The following is a 19,682-nucleotide window of genomic DNA, read 5'->3' on the forward strand; positions in this document are numbered from 1 at the left end:
CGGTCGCCGCGGAACCGGGCATCGACCGCGTGTTCGCCGACGCAGGCCGACGTGGGCATCGCCATCGGAGCCGGTACGGGGGTCGCGATCGCCTCCGATGGGTCATCCTTGCCAGCGACGACCCGCGCCCGGAAAACAGCGCTCTTTCGGTGGTCTCCCGGCGGGCATAAAATCTCGGCATGTCTGCTGACCCGGATGACTATCGTCAGGCCCTGGAGCGAGCGAAAGCCCATGCCCTGGACTGGCTCTCCTCCCTGCCCACCCGGCCCGTGGGGCCACGCGTCGACGCCGACACCCTCGCCGCGGGCTTCGCAGCGCCGCTGCCGCTGCAGCCGACGGACCCGGCGGAGGTGATCGACGAGCTGGCCCGGCTGGCCGAACCGGGGCTGATGGCGATGACGTCCGGCCGCTTTTTCGGCTGGGTGATCGGCGGCACGTTGCCGGCAGCCCTGGCAGCCGACTGGCTGGTCAGCGCGTGGGACCAGAACGCCGGCATGCGCTTCGCGACCCCGGCCACGGCCGCCGCCGAGGAGGCCGCCGGCGGCTGGATCCTCGATCTGCTGGGTCTGCCGGACGGCGCCGACGTGGGCTTCACCACCGGGGCCACCATGGCGAACTTCGTGGGTTTGGCGGCCGGACGCGATCATGTGCTCGGCGACGCCGGCTGGGACGTCGCGATCGCCGGTCTGGCCGGGGCGCCCCGCGTCGCCGTCTACGTGGGCGATGAGCGCCACGCGGTGATTGACCTGGCCCTGCGCTACCTGGGACTCGGCGCCCCCATTGTCGTCCCGGCCGACGACCAGGGCCGCATGCTCCCCGAGGCCCTGGCGGCCGCGCTCAACCAGGGCACTGGTCCCGCGATCGTCTGCCTGCAGGCCGGCAATGTGCACTCCGGCGCCTTCGACCCGGTCGGTGAACTCACCGACCTCGCCCACCAGCATGGTGCCTGGGTGCACGTCGACGGCGCCTTCGGCCTCTGGGCCGCAGTGAGCCCGCGCTACCGCGAGCAGCTGGCAGGCCTCGACACCGCCGATTCCTGGGCTACCGACGCGCACAAGACACTCCAAGTGCCCTACGACTGTGGCATGGCCATCGTGGCCCGGCCCGCCGAGCTGCGGTCCACCTTCGGGGTGCACACGAGCTACCTGTTCGCCGACGAGACCGGTCCGGGTGACCCCTACGAAAAGGTGCCCGAGCTGTCGCGCCGGGCGCGCGGCGTTCCGGTCTGGGCGGCTCTGCGCTCCCTGGGCCGATCGGGCACCGTGATGCTGGTGGAACGGCTGGCCGATCACGCCCGGGCCATCGCCGACGGGCTGGGTCGCATCACCGGCGCCGAGGTGCTCAACGACGTGGTCTTCACCCAGGTCTGCGTCAGCTTCGGCGACGACGAGCGCACCCGACGGGTGACGGAAGAACTACTCAAGGAGGGAACCGCCTGGATGTCGGGTTCGCGTTGGCAGGACCGGGACGTGCTGCGGGTATCCGTGAGCAACTGGTCGACGGATGCGGACGACGTCGCCGCATCCGTGGCTGCCGTCGAACGGGCCTGCGCGGCGGTCGCGCGCAACCGTCCGACGGAATATGAGAAGGCGTGAATACGGCCGTGGTCCGGGCTGATCCCGGGGCTGATCAGGGCCCGGTCCGGGCGGCGATTCGTGCTCCGATCGGCGGCCGCCACCGACGGCCCGCGAGTGGCCGCTGGAGACGACGGTCGTAGGATCGAAGTAACAAGGATTGCCACAGGTTGCCGGTTGCCCCGGATTCACCGGCAACTGGAGGTATGTCGAATGCTCGCTCAACCACGGGTCGTCATCGTCGGCGGCGGAATCAGCGGATTGGCGACAGCACACTACCTGCACCGCCGGTTTGGCGACGGGGTGCGTCTGACTCTGGTTGAGGGTGGGGCGCGGTTGGGAGGCAAGATCTCCACTGAACAATTCGGCGGGCACCTCGTTGACGTCGGACCTGACGCGCTGATGGTGCGGGCACCCGTGGTGGCAGCCCTCATCGAGGACCTCGGGGTCAGCGACCTCGTCGTGGCCCCCGCGGGGTCCGGCGCACGCATCTGGTCGCGCGGTAAGCTGCGACGGCTCCCGGCCGGCACCCTCTTCGGCATCCCCGATCGGCTGCTGCCCCTGATGAAATCCCGACTGCTGTCGCCGCTCGGCCTGGCCCGTGCGGCCCTGGACCTCGTGAAGGCGGCCCCGGCGGGATTGCCAGACGACCCCACAATCGCCGAAATCGTTCGCCCGAGGATGGGCGGGCAGGTGTTCGACCGCCTCGTCGATCCGCTGCTCGGCGGTGTGCATGCCGGCAGGGCCGACGAGCTCAGTGCTCGGAGCACCGCGCCTGACATCGACGCTCTCGCCCGCGGCAATCGCAGCCTCTACCTCGGACTGCGGCGCCGACGCCGGAATGCCCCACCCAAGCCCGCCGGAGCAGGAGGCGCGGTCCTCGTCACCCTCCGTGGGGGACTCGCCCGGTTGATCGACGCACTGGCCGTCCACGTCGTGGGCGACGATGTGCGCCTCGGTACGGCGGTCGTCTCCGTGTCGCGCGGCACCGCCGGCTATGAGGTGAAGCTGAGCGATGGCACGGTGCTCGAGGCCGACGCGGTGGTGCTCGCCACTCCCGCGTTCGCTGCGGCGGACGTGGTGCGCAAGGAAGCCCCCGACCTGGCCGCCGCGCTGGCGGGTATTCCCTACGTCGATGTTGCCACGATCTGCCTGGCCTATCCGCGCTCCGCCGTCGCCCACAACCTCGTCGGCACGGGCTTCCTGGTGCCGCCGGAGGAAGGCAAACTCATTGTCGGCTGCACCTGGTCCAGCGCCAAGTGGCCGCACCTCGCCGATGACACAACCATGATCATCCGCTGCATGGTGGGCAGGCGCCGCGACCAGCGCTGGATGGACCTCGATGAGGACACCCTGGTCAGCCAGGTGCACGCCGAACTCGTCGAGGCCATGGGTCTGACCGGGCGCCCGACCGAGCAGCACATCGAGCGCTGGCTGCAGGCGATGCCGCAGTACATCGTCGGCCATCAGGGCCGGCTCGCCGCCGCGGGGGTGGCTCTGGGTCGGCTGCCGGGGCTCTACCTGACCGGTTCCGCCTACCGGGGGGTCGGGCTGGCCAGCTGCGTGGCCGATGCCGAGCGCACCGCCGACAAGCTCGCGCAGCTTCTGACCGATGCGCGTCCCGCGAGCGAGGTGCCCGCATGAGCGGGCTCAGCATCCCCCTCGGTGAGACCGCCGTGTTGCCGACCCTGCCGACCGCCCGCCGTGGAAAGGGCCCGGACTACGCGCAGCGCCCGATGCTGGTGTTCTGGGAAACCACCCGCGCCTGCCCGCTTGCCTGCAAACACTGCCGGGCCAGCGCCACGATGCAAGCCCTACCGGGCGAGCTGACCACGGCAGCGGGCAAAGAGCTGATCGACCAGGTGGCCGGATTCGGCCGGCCGTACCCGATCCTGGTGCTCACCGGCGGCGACTGCCTGATGCGCCCTGACCTGTTCGAACTCGTCGACTACGCCACCGGCCTTGGACTGCCGACGGCGCTGTCCCCGTCGGTCACGCCGACTCTTACTCCGCAGATGATCGAACGTATCGTGGCGAGCGGGGTCAAGGCGGTGTCGATCAGCCTTGACGGCGCAGTCGCCGCGACCCATGAGGGCGTGCGCGGGATCCCGGGCCACTTCGACGACACCGTGGCGGCGATCCGGGCTCTCGCCGCGGCGGGGTTGACCGTCCAGGTCAACACGACCGTCATGCGCGCCAATGTCGACGAGCTCGCGGATGTCGCGGCCCTGATCAAGAACGCCGGCGCCGCTATCTGGGAGGTCTTCTTCCTCGTCCAGGTCGGCCGCGGCGTCTCGACCGAGGCTGTCAGTTCAGCGGAGCACGAAGACATCTGCCACTTCCTCTTCGACGCCTCCCAGCACGGCTTCATCGTGCGCACGGTCGAGGCACCCTTTTTCCGGCGAATCGTCGCCCGCCGACGCGCCGGTGACCCTGCACCGACGAGCGCACCGTACAACTCCCTGTTCGCGAGGCTGGAAGCCCTGATGGGGCCGCCCGCGGGCCTGCCGCGGGCGCAGACCGCGTCGACCCGCGACGGCAAGGGCATCGTCTTCGTGGCCTACGACGGCGAGGTCTACCCGGCCGGGTTCCTGCCACTCGGCCTCGGGAACGTGTGCACGACCCCGCTGGCCGAGATCTACCGGGACAACCCGCTACTCAAACAGATCCGGGCCACGGAGTTCACCGGCCGCTGCGGCAGCTGTGAGTACGCGGACCTGTGCGGGGGCTCCCGAGCCCGCGCGTTCGCGTCGAGCGGCAATCCGCTGGGGGAAGACCCGGCCTGCCCGTTCCAGCCCGGCGCGGCCGGCGCCCATGTCGGTGCCTGAGTCCCAGCCAGTGGATGGCCTCGTGCCCGCGCCTGCCGCGGAGCCAGCCGGGTACGACGCCGTGGTCCTCCTCGGCTTCGGAGGCCCCGAGGGCCAGGACGACGTCATCCCGTTCCTCCGGAACGTCACCCGGGGCCGCGGAATTCCGGACGCACGCCTCGAAACCGTGGCCGCCCACTACCGCGCCTCGGGTGGTGTGAGCCCGGTCAATGCCCAAAACCGGGCGCTCCGTGACGCGCTCCAGACCGAACTGGCCGCCCGAGGCACCTTCGTACCGGTGTACTGGGGGAACCGCAATTGGGCTCCGTACCTGCGAGACGCCGTGACTGCGGCCGTCGACGCCGGCCACACCCGATTGCTCGCGCTCACGACGAGCGCGTACAGCTCCTACTCGAGCTGCCGGCAGTACCGGGAAGACCTGGCCGAGGCGCGGTGCGCCACCGGGCTCGGCGACGCCGTGCGCATCGACGCGGTTCGCCCCTACTTCGACCATCCCGGCTTCGTCGCCCCGTTCGTGCTCGGCGTCTGCTCCGCCCTCGCCGACTTCGCGCGGCAGGGCCTGGCCCCGGACGACGTTCACGTGCTCTTCACAACCCACTCCATCCCGATGGCGGATGCCGAGCAGAGTGGCCCACGCGGGCGATCCTTCGGTGCCGGCGGGGCCTACGAGGCGCAGCACCGGGCCGTCGCGGAGGTGGTGATGGCCGCCGTTTCAGCGGCGGCGGACGACGACACAGTGGCCGACGCCACCCCGGCCTGGTCTCTGGCATTCCAGTCGCGGTCGGGTCCGCCCGAAATGCCCTGGCTCGAACCTGACGTCAACGACGTCATCGTCGTGCTCGCCGCGGCCGGCACGCGGGCCGTCGTCGTGGTGCCGATCGGATTCATCTCCGACCACATGGAGGTCTCCTGGGACCTCGACACGGAGGCGGCGGCCACTGCCGCCGCGCACGACCTGGGGTTTACCCGGGTGTCGACCCCCGGCCTGCACCGGGCGTTCGTGGCGGGGCTCGTCGACCTGTTGCTCGAGCGACTGACGCCGGCAACGACCCCGGAACGCTGCGCGCTCACCGCGCTCGGACCATGGACGGATGCGTGCCCGGTGGGATGCTGCGAAAAGGGGCCGGCCCGGAGGCCGGGGACGGAACACCCATCCCCAGCAGGAAATCCCGCGGCCCAGGGAGGTCCTTCATCGGGGGAGGTGCACCGCTGACGCCCGCGCAACTGGCCGAACGGATGGCCGCCATCCGCGGGTGACCCCGGCCTCCCACCGATTGGGTACGCTCGGCGATAGGGCTCAAGAAGGCTAACGAAGGACCAACCGTGACCCACCCGTATCCGTTGTATGTGGCCATCCGGGCGCAGTGCTTCTGCTGCCAGTCGCTGCAGCCGTTCACGTTCACCTCGGCGACCGACCAGGTGGTCTGCGCATCCTGCCTGCACCACCTGGGGGCGGAAAAGGCCACCCGCCGGGACGCGGAGCACATCAAGCTGTGGGTCGGGCAATACGCCGACCAGCAGGAGAACCACCGGCAGTTCGCCGAGAAGTCGGCGGGGGCGGATGCCGAGCAGCAGGCGGTGATCGACGGGCTCATGGCCCAGGTGGTGGAGCTGCGCGGCGTCGTGGCCGGCGAGTCCGACCGCACGAAGAGCGCCGGGGTGCGCGCGCTCCTCGAGAGTGACCTGGTGCGGCGCGCCGAGCGGAAGACCGAGCTCGCGCACCGTCAGCTCGACTGGGCTATGGCCGTGCTCTGGCGGGTCGGGCAGCTGCACCACGCCGTGGAGGGCATGCCGCTGGCCTGCGTCTGCGGGCGCGCCGCCGCGGCTTGCGCCGAAGGTCGGGCGATCGATCCGCAGCGGCAGGCCGTGCTCGACTGGGAGCGGAAGAACCTCGTGCTGCTGCGCGCCGGCTCCCGGCACGCCCTGCCCGACGACCACCCCGAGGTGCGGGCCGCGAAACGACAGCCGTGAGAGGTGCGGGCCGCCAACCCCTCAAACGTGTCGGTGCACCGGCGAGCGGACGGCGGGGGCCTACGCTGGAAAAATGGAACTCCTCAACACCCTGCACATTGTCTCCGGCGTCTTCATCGTCGGGCCCATGGCCATCCTCCCCATGACCGCCATGCGCTCCATGCGTGCCGGGGAAGCCGGCCAGGTGGCCTCACTGGCGAAGTCCACCAATCTCTTCACTCTGCTGTCGCTGATCGTGGTGTTCCTCGGTTTCGGCGCGGTGGGCTTCAGGGACAACGACTCCCTTGCGTCGACCTGGATCTGGCTGTCGATCGTGCTCTACGCGGTGGCCCTCGTACTCAGCCTGTTCCTGGTGGTTCCGGCCATGAAGTCGGTCTCGGAGCTCCTCGCCGAGCAGTCCGCCAGCGGCACCCGAGTAGCCGGCGCCAAGGTCGCCGGCTATTCGCGCGTGGCCATGGGCTCGGGCATCGTCTCGCTGCTCCTGGTGGTCGTGGTCGTGCTGATGGTGGTCAAGCCGGTCTAGCCGTTCACAGTCTCGCCGGGCTAGTCCAGGTCGCCCACCGAGACCAGGCCGTCGTGACGGCGGCCATCGAAGATGATCGTCGGGATCTTCACGGTGTGGATGCTCTCCTCGACCAGCCGCGTGTTCGCGGCGATGATGTCCGCGACCTCGTCGGAGGCGGCGACGGATGCCACGTCGGCGACCTGTTCCGGGCTCAGGCCGAATTCGGCCGACCAGTCCTGCAGCAGCGCGGTGGCGACAGCCGGCTCGGCGCCGTTGATCACGCTCTGCCAGGAAACGCCCTTGTCATCGACTTCCGTGTAGATCCGGCGCAGGATCTCCCAGTCGACCGGCGTGGCGACGTCGGCGAGAGGGTTCAGCCGCAGCGCCTCGAGGTACTGGGTGACGAGCAGCGAGTTCTGGAACTTGTAGCCGTCGTCGGCGGCGATCGGGTAGGCGATGTAGGTGAGGTTCATCCGGTCGTCGAACCCGGCCTCCTCGATGTTGTTGAACAGCTGCAGGCAGTAGGTGCAGCCGGGGTCGATGACCTCGAGCGCGGTTTCCTTCTTCGCGTCGTAGACGCCCAGGTAGCTGGCGTTGGCGGGCAGGTATTCCTCGGCCTCCCAGTTCTGCATGCGAGAGGGGATCGCCGAGAACGTCTCGCCGAGGCTGGCGAAGTCGTTGCCGAAGGCGCCGATCACGTCGCCGGAGAGCAGGGACTCACCGAAGGTGGGCGTCTGGTCGGGGATCGAGCAGGCCTCGGCGCCCAGGCTGCAGGATGCGGAATCCTGCTTGTTGCAGGTGCCGTAGACGTACAGGTTCACACCGCTCTTGACGACGACGTATGCGCTCCAGACGGTGGTGAGCACCACGAGCAGCGCGACCACCTCGAGGGCGACGGATGCCGGGCCGACGAGCTTCGGACGGCGCACCGCCAGCGGCGCGAGCAGGTGGTCCTTGATGTCCTGCTTGAAGGTGGTGTCGCAGGGGCGGAACGTGACACGGCGGAGGGTGCAGTTCCACGCCCTGCCTAGGTAGCGGCGGTATCGTGCCGACACGGCCGCCATGAAAACGAGAACGATGAATGCGGCAATGCAGAACACTTAGGAGAGGCCTTTCATCAGGCGCGCGAGGGCCTGTGCGGCCTGATCGACATCGGCCGTGGTTGAGTGCAGTCCGAGCGAGAAGCGCAGCAGCGGCGGCAGCCCGAGCTGGTCTTTCAGGTAGTGGTGGGCGCAGAAGTAGCCGCTGCGCACCATGATGTGGGACTGGGAAAGGAACACTGCGAGCCGGTGCGAATCCTGTTTCGGGGCGTAGGCGCTGATCACCGGGCTGGCCGCGGTGTTGACCAGAGTGAGGCCGGGGATGTCGCCGAGACCCTCGAAGAGACGCTGCGAGAGACCCTGAAGGTGCTCGGCCGCGGGCCGGCCGCCGGGGCGCACCTGTCCCAGCCACTCGATCGCACGGCGCAGGGCGATGATCTCGCCCCAGGCCTGCAGCCCGGGTTCGAGCAGGGCGCCCGGGTCGTTGGCGAGAAGGTCGTAGGAGTCTTCGCGGACATCCGCCACCATGCCGCCGCCCACGAAGGTGAGCTCGAGGGAACCGAGCAGCTCGTGGGTGGCGACGACCACGCCGAGGCTGGCGCCGTACATCTTGTGGGCGGAGAAGCAGAGCGCGTCGGCCTCGGTTTTGGCCAGCAGGGTGCGTTCGTGCGCCATGGCCTGGGCGGCGTCGAGGATGACGATACCGCCGCGGGCGTGGGTGTCGCGCACCAGGTCGGTGAGGTTGGTAAGCAGACGCCCGTCGATGTTGGAGGCCACGTTGACGACCACGATCGCGCGTTCGAGCTGGGCCGGCCGGTAGACCAGGGCGCCGTCGGGGGCGCGGTCGAGCACCAGGCGGGGCACCCCCAGTCGGGTCGCCGCCGTCATGGTGGGCAGGAAGACCGAATTGTGCTCGATGTGGCTCGTGACCATCTGCCCGAACCGGCCCTGCGGCAGCTGTTGCAGCAGCAGGTTCAGGCCGAAGGTCGTGTTGAGGGTGAAGGAGACCGCGTGACCCCGGCCGGAGAGGCCGAGCAGCTCGAGCACGGCCCGGCGGGCGTCCTGCACCTCCCGGTCGACGCGGGTGCCCCAGGCGTACTTCACGCGCCCGCCGCAGGCGTTGTACTCCGTGTAGTACTCGGTCAGGGCGTCGAGGACCGGCTGCGGCCGGAGGCTCTGACAGGCGGAGTCGAGGTAGACCGCGCCGGGTTCGAGGTAAGCGAAATCGGCGAGACGGCCGGTTTCGACCGCAACCTGTGGTGTGCGCCGGAACAACCCAGTGTGCTTCATGTCCTTCAATTCTTTCCGGCTCATTCTAGGCGAGCAGCGGGTTCTGCCCGGCGCGGCTGGGAACCGGCTGGGAGCGTGGTGGTCATAGCTTCATCCGTCGCACCGGGCTAGGCCTGGGCCGCAACGAGCACGGCCCAGGTGAGACCGAAGTCGTCGCTCGCGACGACCCCGCGTCGGTCGGCGGCGAGGAGCCAGGGCACGCTCCCGCCGACGAAGCCGAAGGCCTCCGGGCTGCCGTCGGTCTGCCCTCCGCGGGTCCAGGTTCCGCTTCCGGCCTCCTCGTGCCAGAGCACGCCCTCCGGGTCGATGCCGACGACACCGCCGCCGGCCGCGGCATCCTGAACGTCGATCAGGTACAGCATCGGTGCGCCGGGGACCAGCGCGAACGTGCGCCCGGCATCCTCGCTCACGGCGAGGCCGTTCTCGGTGGTCGCGAAGACCCGGTCGGCGGTCGCCGGGTCGGCGGCGAGGTCGCGCAGCTCCACCGCGGCTCCGGGCGACCAGGTGGCCCCATCGTCGTCGCTGATGCTGACCCTGCCGGCGGCGGCGTCGTAGCCGTAGACGCGCAAGGCTCCCGGCGGCAGGGTCACCGCGTCGAGGTCGTGGAAGTCGGTCTTGCCGGCGAGAGAGACGTTCGACCAGGTGGCTGCCGCATCCGCGCTGCTGATCAGTCCCACGTTGGGGCCCACCAACGTGGACTCGTCGGAGCCCGGATGCCCGGAGGCCAGCAGCAGGCCCGGCGCGGCCACCGTGAAGCCCATGGCGTCGAAGGCCGGGCCATCGCTCGGGGTGGGCTGGGTGAGCCCGGCCTCCGGCGCGCCGGCCAGGTAGCTGTCGGGCAGCAGGTCGGTCGGGATCTGCCACACGCCCTGGTGCGTGCCAGCGTAGGTCTTGCCGGTGGACGGGTCGGCGCCGAGGCCGTGAATGTGTTCAAAAGCCGCCGTGGTGGGGGCGGACGTGCCGGTTGGCGGAGCAGCCGGAGTGGGCGCGCAACCGGCCAGCGCGGCCGCGAGGCCGACGGTGATCACGGCGGCGCCGCCGAGGCGGAGGGTTCTGCTGGCCGTCGTCATGGGTCAGTACGCGGCGAGGAGGTCGGTCATGACGGCGATTTCGGCGGACTGCGACGCGACGATGGTGGCCGAGAGGGTCTGGGCGTCGGCGTTGCTGCCCTCGTCGATGTGCGTCTGCGCCATGGCGATTGCGCCCTCGTGGTGCGCGATCATCAGCTCGAGGAACACCTGGTCGGCGTCTGCGCCCGAGGCGTTGCCGAGCGTCATCATGTCGGCCTCGCTCATCATGCCGTCGGTGCCGTGGTTCATGTCGGACATGCCGCCCGTTTCGGCGCCCCACTCGCCCAGCCAATCGGTCAGCTGGGTGATCTCGGGCTCCTGGGCGGCCTTGATCTTGGTCGCCAGGGCGACGACGCGCGGGTCGGTGCCGTGCTTGGCGAGGAAGTCGTCGCTCATCGCGACGGCCTGCTCGTGGTGGGGGATCATCATCTGGGCGAAGTCGACATCCGCGGCGTTGGCGTTGGCGGACGCGGTGGCGGTGGGTCCGTCGGCGGCCGGGGCGTCGGCGGCCGGGGTCGTGTCGCCGCAGGCGGTAAGGGTGAGCGCCGTGGTGAGCGCGGCGGCGGCGATCAGCGAGGTGCGGATGGTGCGGATGGTGCGGAGCATTGGTGTTCCATTCGTTGACAAAAGGGTGAGAAACCGGGGGCCGGGGTGCGGCCGGGCCGCGCAGGCCGGTGGGGTGCGCTGGCGAGGGTTTCGGCCTAAATGCGGCTGATGGAGAGCAGGGTGAGGCGGGGCCGATGCAGGTGCAGCGGAATCTCCCGGAAGGAGCCGACGATGAAGCTGCCGGCCTCGAGCAGGCGACGGCAGGCCGACGGGCGCCGTGCCAGCAGAATCAGGCCGACCAGCACAAGCAGCAGGGAACACGTCATCGAGAGGGTGGCCAGACCGGACATCGCGTGGGTGTCGGCGCTGCCGAGTGCGCCGGCGGACAGGGCGACCACGGTCGCGGTCGCGGGCGCGATGCGCTCGAGCAGCGGGCCGGTGAGGGATGCGGGGAGGGATGCAGCGAGAGGCGCGGCGGATGATGCGGTGTGCCCGGCCGCGGAGTGTGCGTCGGCGGTCATCGCAGTGGTCATGGTTGTTGACGCTGTTGTTGATGAGGAAGCGGGAGCGGTCGGGGCCGAGGACAGGCTGCCCGGTCCGTGCGCCAGCCCGTGTCCGGTTCCGGCCGTGTGCGCCGCGAGCAGGCAGAGCAGCAGCGCGGCCATCGTGAGCACGGCGGAGTGGAAGACCCGGCGTCCATCACGGAGGGAGATCGCAGCGCGTGTGTGCAGCTTGCCGCCTCCGTCCGAACTGTGGTCTGGGCATCCGTCGGCCTGTCGCTCACCGTGGATGCCCTTTCAGGGTATACCGGGCGGATCGGCGTCAGCTGGGAGCGGCCTCGGTCCGGGGCGACACCCGGGCCGGGGCTCACCCCCAGTCGAGCGCGAGCACCCACGACCCGTCGGTGTCGCGGCGCAGGTCGTAGCGGTGTTGTTCCTCGTCGCCGCGCGAGGCATCGAGGCGCCAGAGCTCGGTGTCGATGCGGGACGGCACGCCGCCGGCATTCTCCCACCAGCGGGTGCGGGTGAAGATCGCCTGCGGCTGGCCGATGACGGTGTGTTCGAACCGGTTCCAGATGAACGCGCGCGGGTCGCCGTCGACGGACAGCTCCACGTCGACGACTGCGTCAATGATCTGAGGCATGCGTGGCTCCCTTGATTTTCTCGAACATCTATTCGATTCTGTGAGTGTAGTTCATGCCGCCGACACTCGCCAGACCCGATCAGGAAATCGCTCGCGACCCCGGCACCGAGGACTTGCCCGGTTCTCGTGCGCCCAGGCTCGACGAGCCGGGCCGGGGTGTGAGCCCGAGCCGCCGCACGATCTCGGCGGCCTCCTCGGCCGGAGCGCGGCCGGCGTCGATGGAGATCGCGCGCTCGTCGGCGTCAGGCGCCTCGAGTGTGGCCACCTGCGAATCGAGCAGGGAGGTCGGCATGTAGTGGTCGAGGCGCGTCGCAAGCCGGCGCCCGATCAGGTCCGTCGACCCGGTCAGGTGCACAAAGATCACGTTGTGCTCGCGCAGCACGTCGCGGTAACGGCGCTTGAGCGCCGAGCAGGTGATGATTCCCGGCGCCCCCGCCATGGTGTGCTCGATGATCCACGAGGAGACCGTGTCGAGCCAGGGCGCGCGGTCCTCGTCGTTCAAAGGCCGACCGGCAGACATCTTGTCGATGTTCGCCTGGGGATGCAGGTCGTCGCCCTCCTCGAGATCCCAGCCGAGCTGGCCGGCGAGGAGCCCCGCCACGGTGGACTTGCCGGATCCGGAGATGCCCATGATCACGAGCACGGGCTGCTGAGTCTCGAACATGCTAGATCACGATATTCAGCAGGAGGACGCCGGCAAGGCCGACCACGGAGATCAGACATTCCATCACGGTCCAGGTCTTCAGATTCTGCCCGACGGTCGTGCCGAGATACTCCTTGACGAGCCAGAACCCGGCATCGTTGACGTGGGAGAGGAAGAGCGAACCGGCGCCGATGGCGAGAACCATCAGCGAGACATCCGTGCTGCCCAGGCTGGCCGCGACGGGGGCGAGGATGCCGGCGGCCGTCACGGTGGCGACGGTGGCCGACCCGGTAGCGACGCGGATCAGGGCGGCGACGAACCACGCCAGCACGAGCACCGAGACGCTGCTGCCGGCCACGGCTTCGGCGATGACGGTGCCGATGCCGGTGTCGATGAGCACCTGCTTGAACCCGCCGCCCGCACCCACGATGAGCAGGATGCCCGCGATCGGCGGGAGGGAATCGGAGAGGGACCTGGCGACCCCGGCGCGGTCCATGCCGCCACCGCGACCGAAGACGATCATCGCGTAGATCACAGCGATGCCGAGGGCGATCATCGGCGTGCCGAGGAAGTCGAGCGTGGCGTTGAGAGGCGAGGTGGAGCCCGGGTCGATCGCGTCGGCGATCGATCGGGCGAGCATCAGCACGACGGGGAGCAGGATGCCCGAGATGGTGATCAGGAAGCTCGGGCGCCGGGCGTTCTCGCCCAGACCCTGTTCCTCGTTGGTGAGGAACAGGGCCGGCACGGGCACGGAGACCCAGCGGCTCGCGAACCGGCTGAAGATCGGGCCGGCGATGATGACGGTCGGAATGGCGATGAGCACGCCGATCGCGAGAGTGAGCCCGAGGTTCGCATCGAGAGTGGTCACGGCCACGAGCGGACCGGGGTGCGGCGGCACCAGGCCGTGCATGACGGACAGGCCGGCGAGGGCCGGGATGGCGATGCGGATGAGCGAGAGTCCGCTGCGGCGGGCCACCAGGATGATCACCGGGATGAGCAGCACGAGGCCGACTTCGAAGAACATCGGCAGGCCGATCAGCCCGCCGATCAGGGCCATCGTCCACGGCAGGGTGCGAGCGCTCGAGCGCGTCACCAGCGAGTCGACGATGCGGTCGGCTCCGCCGGAGTCGGCCAGCAGCTTGCCGAACATGGCGCCGAAGCCGACCAGGATGCCGACGCCGGCCATGGTGGCGCCGAAGCCGGCGCTGAAGCTCGTGACGGCGGCGGCGGGAGCGAGGCCGGCCCCGACGCCGACGCCCACGGCGCCGATCGAGAGGGCGAGGAACGGATGCACCTTGAGCCAGGTGATGAGCAGGATGATCACCGCGACGCCGACGAGGGCGGCGAGGATGAGCTGGAGGTCGCTGCCGGCCGGTTCAATCGGAACCACTGGAGCCGCGTAGGGAAGAATCATCTGAATTTCCATTCCGAGGCTGCTTCACTGCGACCTCATCGTCCAATAATCTGATTAATCAGATATTTGAGTGTGGCACACGAATCGCGACTCCGGGACCAACGCCGGTACGATCACGATGGGCGACGTCGCGACGACGCGCGCGGCCAGTCCGCAGGGAGAGGCTGAGATGAACCGTGGGGCGGGCGCAGGAGTGTGGCGTGAGCGAGGGCTTCATGCGCGGGTGGTGAACTCGCTGGGCCAACAGATCGTCGACGGCGGATACCTGACCGGCGACATCCTGAACCTGGACGTGATCAGCGAGGAATTCGCGGTCTCTCGCTCCGTGCTGCGCGAGGCACTGCGGGTGCTGCAGTCGCTGGGTATGGTCGAGCCGCGGCAGCGGGTGGGCACCCAGGTGCTGCCTCGCACCTCCTGGGACCTGATGCACCCGCAGATCATCTACTGGCGCGGACGCGGCACCGACTATCTCACCCAGATGCGCGAGATGCTCGAACTGCGCCTCGGCATCGAGCCTGTGGCCGCCCGACTGAGCGCGCGCCTGATGACCGCCGAGCAGCTGGACGCGGTGCGGGCGGCAGCCGAGGGCATGGTCGCGGCTGACCTTGCCGGCGACGGTCGCGGGTTCCTCGAGGCCGACATCGAGTTCCACTCCCTGATCCTGATCGCCTCCGGCAACAGCGTGATGGGGCACTTCGCCGGCACGGTCGCGGCGCTCCTCCGCACGCGCGAGGAGGAGAAGCGCTTCACCATCACCGAGTACACGCCGCCGTCGGCCCACCGGCACAACCAGCTGGCCGAGGCGCTGTTCGCGCGCGACGAGGATGCCGCGTACCGCTGGTCGTATGCCACGATCGAGGCCACCCTGACCGAGTTCATCCAGGAATCGGGCCGCGCCGAACGGGGCCTCGGGGCCTGAGGCTGCCGGCCTGGCGCGGTGTCCGTTGCCCGGCACCTCGTGCTCAGAGCCGGGCGAGCCGCTCGATGTCCTCCAGGAATTCGCTGGCGACCTGGGCCGACACGGTGGTGCGGGTCGACCGGATCGCGACCAGGTAGTCCTCGGTGCCCGGGCCGCCGGGCGTCGACTCGTCCTCCCCCTCGAACAGTGCGCGTTCCAGCGCCTGCTGGGAGGCGCGCCGGGCGGCGTACTCGATGTCGGCTGGTGAGAACCCGTCGCTTGCGGTGACGAGCGCGCTCAGGTCGACCGTGCTTTTCCTGCCCTCGGGGATGTAGCGCTCCCAGATGGCCTGGCGGGCGGCGACATCCGGAAGCCCGATCGGGATGACGTAGTCGAAGCGTCCGTGCCGGAGAAAGGCGGAATCGAGGGCGCGGATGAAGTTCGTGGCGCAGACCAGGAGCCGGCCGGGCTGCTCGCGGAAGGCGGGAATGATCTTCAGCAGCTCATTGGTGACGCCCTGCAGCGCCGAGGGTGGCTCGCCGCCGCGTTGCGCCGCGATCTCCTCGACCTCGTCGATGAAGACGACCGCGTGCTCCAGCTCGGAGATCTTCAGGAAGGTCTCCCGAAGCGCACCGGCAAGGCCCTTGGGGTCAGCCGCGAGCCGCGAGGGGAAGACCTCGACAAAGGGCCATTCCAGCCGCGACGCGATGGCCTTTGCGAAGGTGGTCTTGCCCGTTCCGGGAGGCCCGAAGAGCACGACCGCCTTCGGTGGCACGACGCCGTACTGTTCGGCCATGTCGGGTTTGGCCAGTGGCATGACGAGCCTTCGTTCGAGCAGCTCCTTTTCGGTGCGCATGCCGCCGACGCCCTCCCAGAGATCGCGCGGCAGGATGCGCCCGCCCAGTTCGCTGAGCGACCGCAGCTCCTCGCGCTGCACCGGGATGTGGCGCTCGAAGTAGCGCAGGTGCTGCTTGACCTCGAAGCCCCGCTTCACGAAGGCGTCGACGCGCGTGGCCGATTCGGGCATCAGCGCGGACAGCTTGGTCAACGCGTGCCGGGACATCTTCTTCTCGAGGGCGGCCAGCAGGGCCGTGCCGATGCCGCGGCCCTGGTAGCGCTGCGCGGTGGCGAGGAAGACGACCCAGCCCTGGGCGTGGGCGGCGCGGCCCACGGCGGCCCCGACGACCTCGTCGCCGGCAAGGGCGACCACGGCGTCATCCTTCTGGCAGGAGGCCAGCACCTCGGACAGGCCGTAGACGGGCTCCGTCTTGGCGGCCGTGATCTCTTCCCAGAGGCGAAGGATGCCGTCGAGGTCGTCCGAGTGAAAGTCGCGGATCCGCCAACCAGTCATGAGTGCTCCTTCGCGCCGACACGTACGCCTCCCAATCTATGGCACTTGCGTCACCGAACTAGCGATCAGCCAAGCGGCGGGCAAGGTAAGGCGCGGTGCGGCTGTGCGGGTGCCGCGCGACGGCATCCGGGGTTCCGGTCGCCACGATCTGGCCGCCCGCATCTCCGCCGGCCGGTCCCAGGTCGATCACCCAGTCGGCGGCGGCCACCACATCGAGGTTGTGCTCGACGACGATCACCGTATTGCCGGCGTCGACGAGGCGGCCCAGCTGGGCCAGGAGAAGGCGGACATCCGCGGGGTGCAGTCCGGTGGTCGGCTCGTCGAGGAGGTACATCGTGTGGCCGCGGCGGGCGCGCTGCAGTTCGGTGGCGAGCTTGATGCGTTGGGCCTCGCCGCCGGAGAGCTCGGTGGCCGGCTGGCCGAGACGCAGGTAGCCGAGCCCGACCTCCCGCAGGGTGGCGAGGCTGCGGGCAGCGGCCGGCACGTCGGCGAGGAAGCCGGAGGCCTCCTCGACGCTCAGGCCGAGCACGTCGGCGATGGACTTGCCCTGATAGGTCACCTGAAGGGTCTCCGGGTTGTAGCGCGAGCCAAGGCAGGCCGGGCAGGGCGTGTAGCTGCCGGGCAAGAAGAGCAGCCCGACGCTCACCGAGCCCTCTCCGAGACAGGTCTCGCAGCGGCCGCCGGGCACGTTGAAGGAAAACCGCCCGGCGCCGTAGCCGCGCTTCCGGGCCTCGTCCGTGGCCGCGAAGGTCGCGCGCACCGCGTCGAAGAGCCCGGTGTAGGTGGCCAGGTTGGAGCGCGGAGTGCGCCCGATCGGCTTCTGGTCCACGCGCACCAGGCGGTCCACGGCCTCCAGGCCGGTGATCCGGTCGACCCGCGCCCGCGGCTCGGGGTCGCCGCGTTCGCCGTCGTCGCCGTCGTCGTCGACGGCGCCTGCGGCTGCCGTCGGATCAGAGGCGACGGCGGCGTCGGACTCCGGATGCAGCGCGAGCCGCACGGCATCCGCCAGAACCTGGCTGACCAGGGTGGATTTGCCCGAACCGGACACGCCGGTCACCGCGGTCAGCACACCGAGCGGGAAGCCGGCGTCGACACCTCGGAGGTTGTGCCGGGTGACACCGTGCAGGCCCAGCCAGCGTTCTGGTGTGCGCAGCGCCGCGGGCTGGGGCGCGTCGGGCTGGGGCGTGGCTGGCGCGGCCGGCTCCGGCGCGGCCGGGAACAGGAACTGCCGGGTAACCGACTCCGACACATCGGCCAAACCTGCGATGGGTCCGCTGTAGAGCACGACGCCGCCGCCGGCCCCGGCCAGCGGGCCCACGTCGACGACCCAGTCGGCGCGGCGCACGATGTCCATGTTGTGCTCGACGACGAAGACCGAGTTGCCGGATGCCTTCAGCTGTTCCAGCACGAGCAGCAGCGGTTCGGCGTCGGCCGGGTGCAGCCCGGCCGACGGTTCGTCGAGCACGTAGATCACGCCGAACAGGCCCGAGCGCAGCTGGGTGGCGATGCGCAGGCGCTGCATCTCGCCGGGGGAGAGGGTGGGCGTCGCGCGCCCGAGGCTCAGGTAGCCGAGGCCCAGTTCGAGCAGCACCTCGATGCGGGCGAGCAGGTCCCGGGTGAGGGTCACGGCGGCCTCCGTGGGCTCCGCGGCGTGCGGCTTCGCGGTACCAGGCGCGGCGTTGCGCTCGGCGCCGCTCGCCCGGAGCGTCGGGCGAAGCAGCTCGGCGAGCCCGGTCAGCGGCAGCAGGTTGAGCTGGGCGATCGACCGGCCGGCCACCGTGACCGCCAGGGCCGCGGGCGTGAGACCGCTGCCGTCGCACAGCGGACACGGGCCGGATTCGACGAAACGCAGCACGCGCTCCCGCTGACTCTGGCTCTTGGAGTCGGCCAGGGTGTGCAGCACGTAGCTCTTCGCGCTCCAGAATCGGCCCTGGTACGGCTTGGCGATGCGGTCGCGCTGCGGGGTGACCTCCACCACGGGCTGTTCCTCAGTGAAGAGGATCCAGTCCCGCGCAGAGCGCGGCAGGTCCTGCCAGGCGGTGTCCACGTCGTAGCCAAGGGTGATCAGGATGTCCCGCAGGTTCTTGCCCTGCCAGGCGCCCGGCCAGGCCGCGATGGCGCCGTCACGGATGCTCAGGGCAGGGTCGGGCACGAGGGTTGCCTCGGTCACGGTATGCGCCGTGCCGAGGCCGTGGCACTGCGGGCAGGCGCCGGCCACGGTGTTGGGGGAGAAGGAGTCGGACTCGAGGCGTGGGGCAGCCGCCGGGTACATGCCCGCCCGGGAATACAGCATCCGCAGCGAGTTGGACAGGGTGGTCAGGGTGCCCACGCTCGAGCGGGAGCTGGGCGCACCCCGGCGCTGCTGCAGGGCCACGGCCGGCGGCAGCCCCGTGATTTCGTCAACCTGCGGGGTGTGGCCCTGCTGGATCAGCCGACGCGCGTAGGGCGCGACGGATTCCAGGAACCGGCGCTGGGCCTCCGCGAAGATGGTGCCGAACGCCAGCGACGACTTTCCGGAGCCGGAGACCCCGGTGAAGGCGACGATGGCGTCCCGGGGAACGTCGACGTCGACGTTCCGGAGGTTGTTCTCCCGAGCCCCGCGCACCTGCACGAAGCCCGCGAACGGCGCGTTCCCCGGTGCGGTCGACGGAGCGATCCGGGTCGAGGCGGCGGTGTCGGCGTCAGGGCGAGGCGGTTGCATTCGGCCGACTCTAGCCCGAACGTCTGGGCGGATGCCGGGCTAGAGATAGTGGACCTGAGAGGCGACGCGGTATAATGGTTAATTGCGATCCCGTCCACTGATGGCGGTGGGTCGGTCTTCATCTCGATACTCAACCGTGACAGATCCCGATGTTCTACCGTGACAATCTCGATCGCTCTTCTATAGAACCAGGCTCAGCGGCGTGCCGTTCAAACCATGTTTGAGACTGAGAGAACCATTGGCTGATACATCCGGATCCACCGCTACCCACTACGTTTCCCTGCTGCGTTGGGCGTCCCTGAAGCGGGCGTTCCTGTCCCGCCAGTCCGCGCCGAGCGCCGCCCCAATCGGCGAGCGTCGCTGAGTTCCATGGCCGACCGCACCACTCCCACCGGTTCCGACCAGCAGGTACCTGCCCACCAGGTCTCGATGCCCCGCTGGGCCGAACTCAAGCGCGCCTACGTCGCGCGGCTCTCGAAGAGCGAGCGCGCCGCACTGGCCGCAGCCGCCGAGCACGCGAACGACCCCCAGGAGTGACCCGTCGGTTCCCCGGAGCCGGTGTAGAACCGATTCGACGGAGATTTTGGCGTGAAAGCGCTCTTTCGCAGGATTCAGGTCCGATTCGCGCAAAATCTCGGCTCTCCTGTCGTAACCGTGGGTTAATCCCGGCCGGGGAGTGCGGGTTTGTGGCCGCCGAGGCTGAGCATG

19 protein-coding genes are annotated in these 19,682 nt (G+C 69.7%); 9 read left to right on the forward strand and 10 right to left on the reverse strand.

The features are described 5' to 3' along the window. Nucleotides 1-179 precede the first annotated feature (179 nt). From CXY82_RS10900 to CXY82_RS10925, 6 genes are all read left to right on the forward strand, one after another. Nucleotides 180-1,595: an aminotransferase class V-fold PLP-dependent enzyme gene (locus tag CXY82_RS10900; RefSeq protein WP_104100600.1), complete on the forward strand. Its 1,416-nt coding sequence runs from the start codon at nt 180-182 to the stop codon at nt 1,593-1,595. Nucleotides 1,596-1,787: 192 nt separating this feature from the next. Beyond that, nucleotides 1,788-3,218 (forward strand): protoporphyrinogen oxidase, encoded by a 1,431-nt coding sequence (gene hemG / locus CXY82_RS10905; protein ID WP_104170954.1) that lies wholly within the window; start codon nt 1,788-1,790, stop codon nt 3,216-3,218. Continuing rightward, nucleotides 3,215-4,402 carry a TIGR04053 family radical SAM/SPASM domain-containing protein gene (locus CXY82_RS10910; protein WP_104170955.1) on the forward strand — a complete coding sequence of 396 codons (1,188 nt, stop codon included), beginning with the start codon at nt 3,215-3,217 and terminating at the stop codon, nt 4,400-4,402. The genes hemG and CXY82_RS10910 overlap by 4 nt, the downstream gene beginning before the upstream one ends. After that, complete coding sequence (locus CXY82_RS10915) at nt 4,389-5,615, forward strand: ferrochelatase (RefSeq protein ID WP_104170956.1); 1,227 nt, start codon at nt 4,389-4,391, stop codon at nt 5,613-5,615. Before CXY82_RS10910 ends, CXY82_RS10915 begins: the two co-directional genes overlap by 14 nt. A gap of 110 nt (nt 5,616-5,725) precedes the next feature. Then, nucleotides 5,726-6,373 carry a hypothetical protein gene (locus CXY82_RS10920; protein WP_146069111.1) on the forward strand — a complete coding sequence of 216 codons (648 nt, stop codon included), beginning with the start codon at nt 5,726-5,728 and terminating at the stop codon, nt 6,371-6,373. Between the two features lie 73 nt (nt 6,374-6,446). After that, nucleotides 6,447-6,896, forward strand: a complete 450-nt coding sequence (locus CXY82_RS10925) for a DUF2269 family protein (RefSeq protein ID WP_104170958.1) — start codon at nt 6,447-6,449, stop codon at nt 6,894-6,896. Between the two features lie 20 nt (nt 6,897-6,916). On the opposite strand, the gene CXY82_RS10930 is transcribed toward CXY82_RS10925, so the two are convergent. The 8 genes from CXY82_RS10930 to CXY82_RS10965 all read right to left on the reverse strand — a co-directional run bounded on the left by CXY82_RS10930 (nt 6,917) and on the right by CXY82_RS10965 (nt 14,036). Beyond that, on the reverse strand, nt 6,917-7,978 hold the full coding sequence (locus CXY82_RS10930; RefSeq protein ID WP_104170959.1) for a hypothetical protein: 1,062 nt from the start codon (nt 7,976-7,978) through the stop codon (nt 6,917-6,919). After that, the gene (locus tag CXY82_RS10935) at nt 7,979-9,208 is read right to left on the reverse strand and encodes an aminotransferase class V-fold PLP-dependent enzyme (RefSeq protein WP_158251970.1); all 1,230 of its coding nucleotides are present in this window, start codon (nt 9,206-9,208) and stop codon (nt 7,979-7,981) included. It lies immediately after the preceding gene. A gap of 107 nt (nt 9,209-9,315) precedes the next feature. Continuing rightward, nucleotides 9,316-10,278: a F510_1955 family glycosylhydrolase gene (locus CXY82_RS10940; RefSeq protein WP_104170961.1), complete on the reverse strand. Its 963-nt coding sequence runs from the start codon at nt 10,276-10,278 to the stop codon at nt 9,316-9,318. Nucleotides 10,279-10,281: 3 nt separating this feature from the next. Continuing rightward, nucleotides 10,282-10,884, reverse strand: a complete 603-nt coding sequence (locus CXY82_RS10945; protein WP_104170962.1) for a DUF305 domain-containing protein — start codon at nt 10,882-10,884, stop codon at nt 10,282-10,284. 95 nt (nt 10,885-10,979) lie between these two features. Beyond that, complete coding sequence (locus CXY82_RS10950) at nt 10,980-11,498, reverse strand: hypothetical protein (RefSeq protein WP_104170963.1); 519 nt, start codon at nt 11,496-11,498, stop codon at nt 10,980-10,982. A 193-nt stretch (nt 11,499-11,691) separates the two neighbouring features. Next, nucleotides 11,692-11,967 carry a hypothetical protein gene (locus tag CXY82_RS10955; protein WP_104100589.1) on the reverse strand — a complete coding sequence of 92 codons (276 nt, stop codon included), beginning with the start codon at nt 11,965-11,967 and terminating at the stop codon, nt 11,692-11,694. 79 nt (nt 11,968-12,046) lie between these two features. Further along, nucleotides 12,047-12,631, reverse strand: a complete 585-nt coding sequence (locus tag CXY82_RS10960; protein ID WP_104170964.1) for a gluconokinase — start codon at nt 12,629-12,631, stop codon at nt 12,047-12,049. 1 nt (nt 12,632) lies between these two features. Then, complete coding sequence (locus CXY82_RS10965) at nt 12,633-14,036, reverse strand: GntP family permease (protein ID WP_233199297.1); 1,404 nt, start codon at nt 14,034-14,036, stop codon at nt 12,633-12,635. Nucleotides 14,037-14,247: 211 nt separating this feature from the next. Here CXY82_RS10965 and CXY82_RS10970 point away from each other — a divergent pair, with 211 nt between their 5' ends. Beyond that, nucleotides 14,248-14,943 (forward strand): FadR/GntR family transcriptional regulator, encoded by a 696-nt coding sequence (locus CXY82_RS10970; protein WP_158250247.1) that lies wholly within the window; start codon nt 14,248-14,250, stop codon nt 14,941-14,943. A gap of 43 nt (nt 14,944-14,986) precedes the next feature. Here the strand turns inward: CXY82_RS10970 and CXY82_RS10975 are convergent, their stop codons facing one another. Both CXY82_RS10975 and CXY82_RS10980 read right to left on the reverse strand, forming a co-directional pair. Beyond that, on the reverse strand, nt 14,987-16,273 hold the full coding sequence (locus CXY82_RS10975; RefSeq protein ID WP_104170965.1) for an ATP-binding protein: 1,287 nt from the start codon (nt 16,271-16,273) through the stop codon (nt 14,987-14,989). Nucleotides 16,274-16,331: 58 nt separating this feature from the next. After that, nucleotides 16,332-18,974 carry an excinuclease ABC subunit UvrA gene (locus tag CXY82_RS10980; RefSeq protein WP_158252177.1) on the reverse strand — a complete coding sequence of 881 codons (2,643 nt, stop codon included), beginning with the start codon at nt 18,972-18,974 and terminating at the stop codon, nt 16,332-16,334. 238 nt (nt 18,975-19,212) lie between these two features. Between CXY82_RS10980 and CXY82_RS18320 the strand changes: the two genes are divergently transcribed. Next, nucleotides 19,213-19,338 carry a hypothetical protein gene (locus CXY82_RS18320; protein WP_255408583.1) on the forward strand — a complete coding sequence of 42 codons (126 nt, stop codon included), beginning with the start codon at nt 19,213-19,215 and terminating at the stop codon, nt 19,336-19,338. A 5-nt stretch (nt 19,339-19,343) separates the two neighbouring features. Continuing rightward, the gene (locus CXY82_RS17345) at nt 19,344-19,511 is read left to right on the forward strand and encodes a hypothetical protein (protein WP_158252178.1); all 168 of its coding nucleotides are present in this window, start codon (nt 19,344-19,346) and stop codon (nt 19,509-19,511) included. Nucleotides 19,512-19,682 lie beyond the last annotated feature (171 nt).

It is taken from the genome of Cryobacterium sp. M23, assembly GCF_002929655.1.
Taxonomy (GTDB): Bacteria; Actinomycetota; Actinomycetes; order Actinomycetales; family Microbacteriaceae; genus Cryobacterium; species Cryobacterium sandaracinum.

Bases quoted from the DNA above. Each gene is read 5' to 3' on its own strand.
- CXY82_RS10900 (WP_104100600.1), top strand. From the start codon at position 180: ATGTCTGCTGACCCGGATGACTATCGTCAGGCCCTGGAGCGAGCGAAA.
- hemG (WP_104170954.1), top strand. From the start codon at position 1,788: ATGCTCGCTCAACCACGGGTCGTCATCGTCGGCGGCGGAATCAGCGGA.
- CXY82_RS10910 (WP_104170955.1), top strand. From the start codon at position 3,215: ATGAGCGGGCTCAGCATCCCCCTCGGTGAGACCGCCGTGTTGCCGACC.
- CXY82_RS10915 (WP_104170956.1), top strand. From the start codon at position 4,389: ATGTCGGTGCCTGAGTCCCAGCCAGTGGATGGCCTCGTGCCCGCGCCT.
- CXY82_RS10925 (WP_104170958.1), top strand. From the start codon at position 6,447: ATGGAACTCCTCAACACCCTGCACATTGTCTCCGGCGTCTTCATCGTC.
- CXY82_RS10935 (WP_158251970.1), bottom strand. From the start codon at position 9,208: ATGAAGCACACTGGGTTGTTCCGGCGCACACCACAGGTTGCGGTCGAA.
- CXY82_RS10940 (WP_104170961.1), bottom strand. From the start codon at position 10,278: ATGACGACGGCCAGCAGAACCCTCCGCCTCGGCGGCGCCGCCGTGATC.
- CXY82_RS10945 (WP_104170962.1), bottom strand. From the start codon at position 10,884: ATGCTCCGCACCATCCGCACCATCCGCACCTCGCTGATCGCCGCCGCC.
- CXY82_RS10955 (WP_104100589.1), bottom strand. From the start codon at position 11,967: ATGCCTCAGATCATTGACGCAGTCGTCGACGTGGAGCTGTCCGTCGAC.
- CXY82_RS10960 (WP_104170964.1), bottom strand. From the start codon at position 12,631: ATGTTCGAGACTCAGCAGCCCGTGCTCGTGATCATGGGCATCTCCGGA.
- CXY82_RS10965 (WP_233199297.1), bottom strand. From the start codon at position 14,036: ATGGAAATTCAGATGATTCTTCCCTACGCGGCTCCAGTGGTTCCGATT.
- CXY82_RS10975 (WP_104170965.1), bottom strand. From the start codon at position 16,273: ATGACTGGTTGGCGGATCCGCGACTTTCACTCGGACGACCTCGACGGC.
- CXY82_RS10980 (WP_158252177.1), bottom strand. From the start codon at position 18,974: ATGCAACCGCCTCGCCCTGACGCCGACACCGCCGCCTCGACCCGGATC.
- CXY82_RS17345 (WP_158252178.1), top strand. From the start codon at position 19,344: ATGGCCGACCGCACCACTCCCACCGGTTCCGACCAGCAGGTACCTGCC.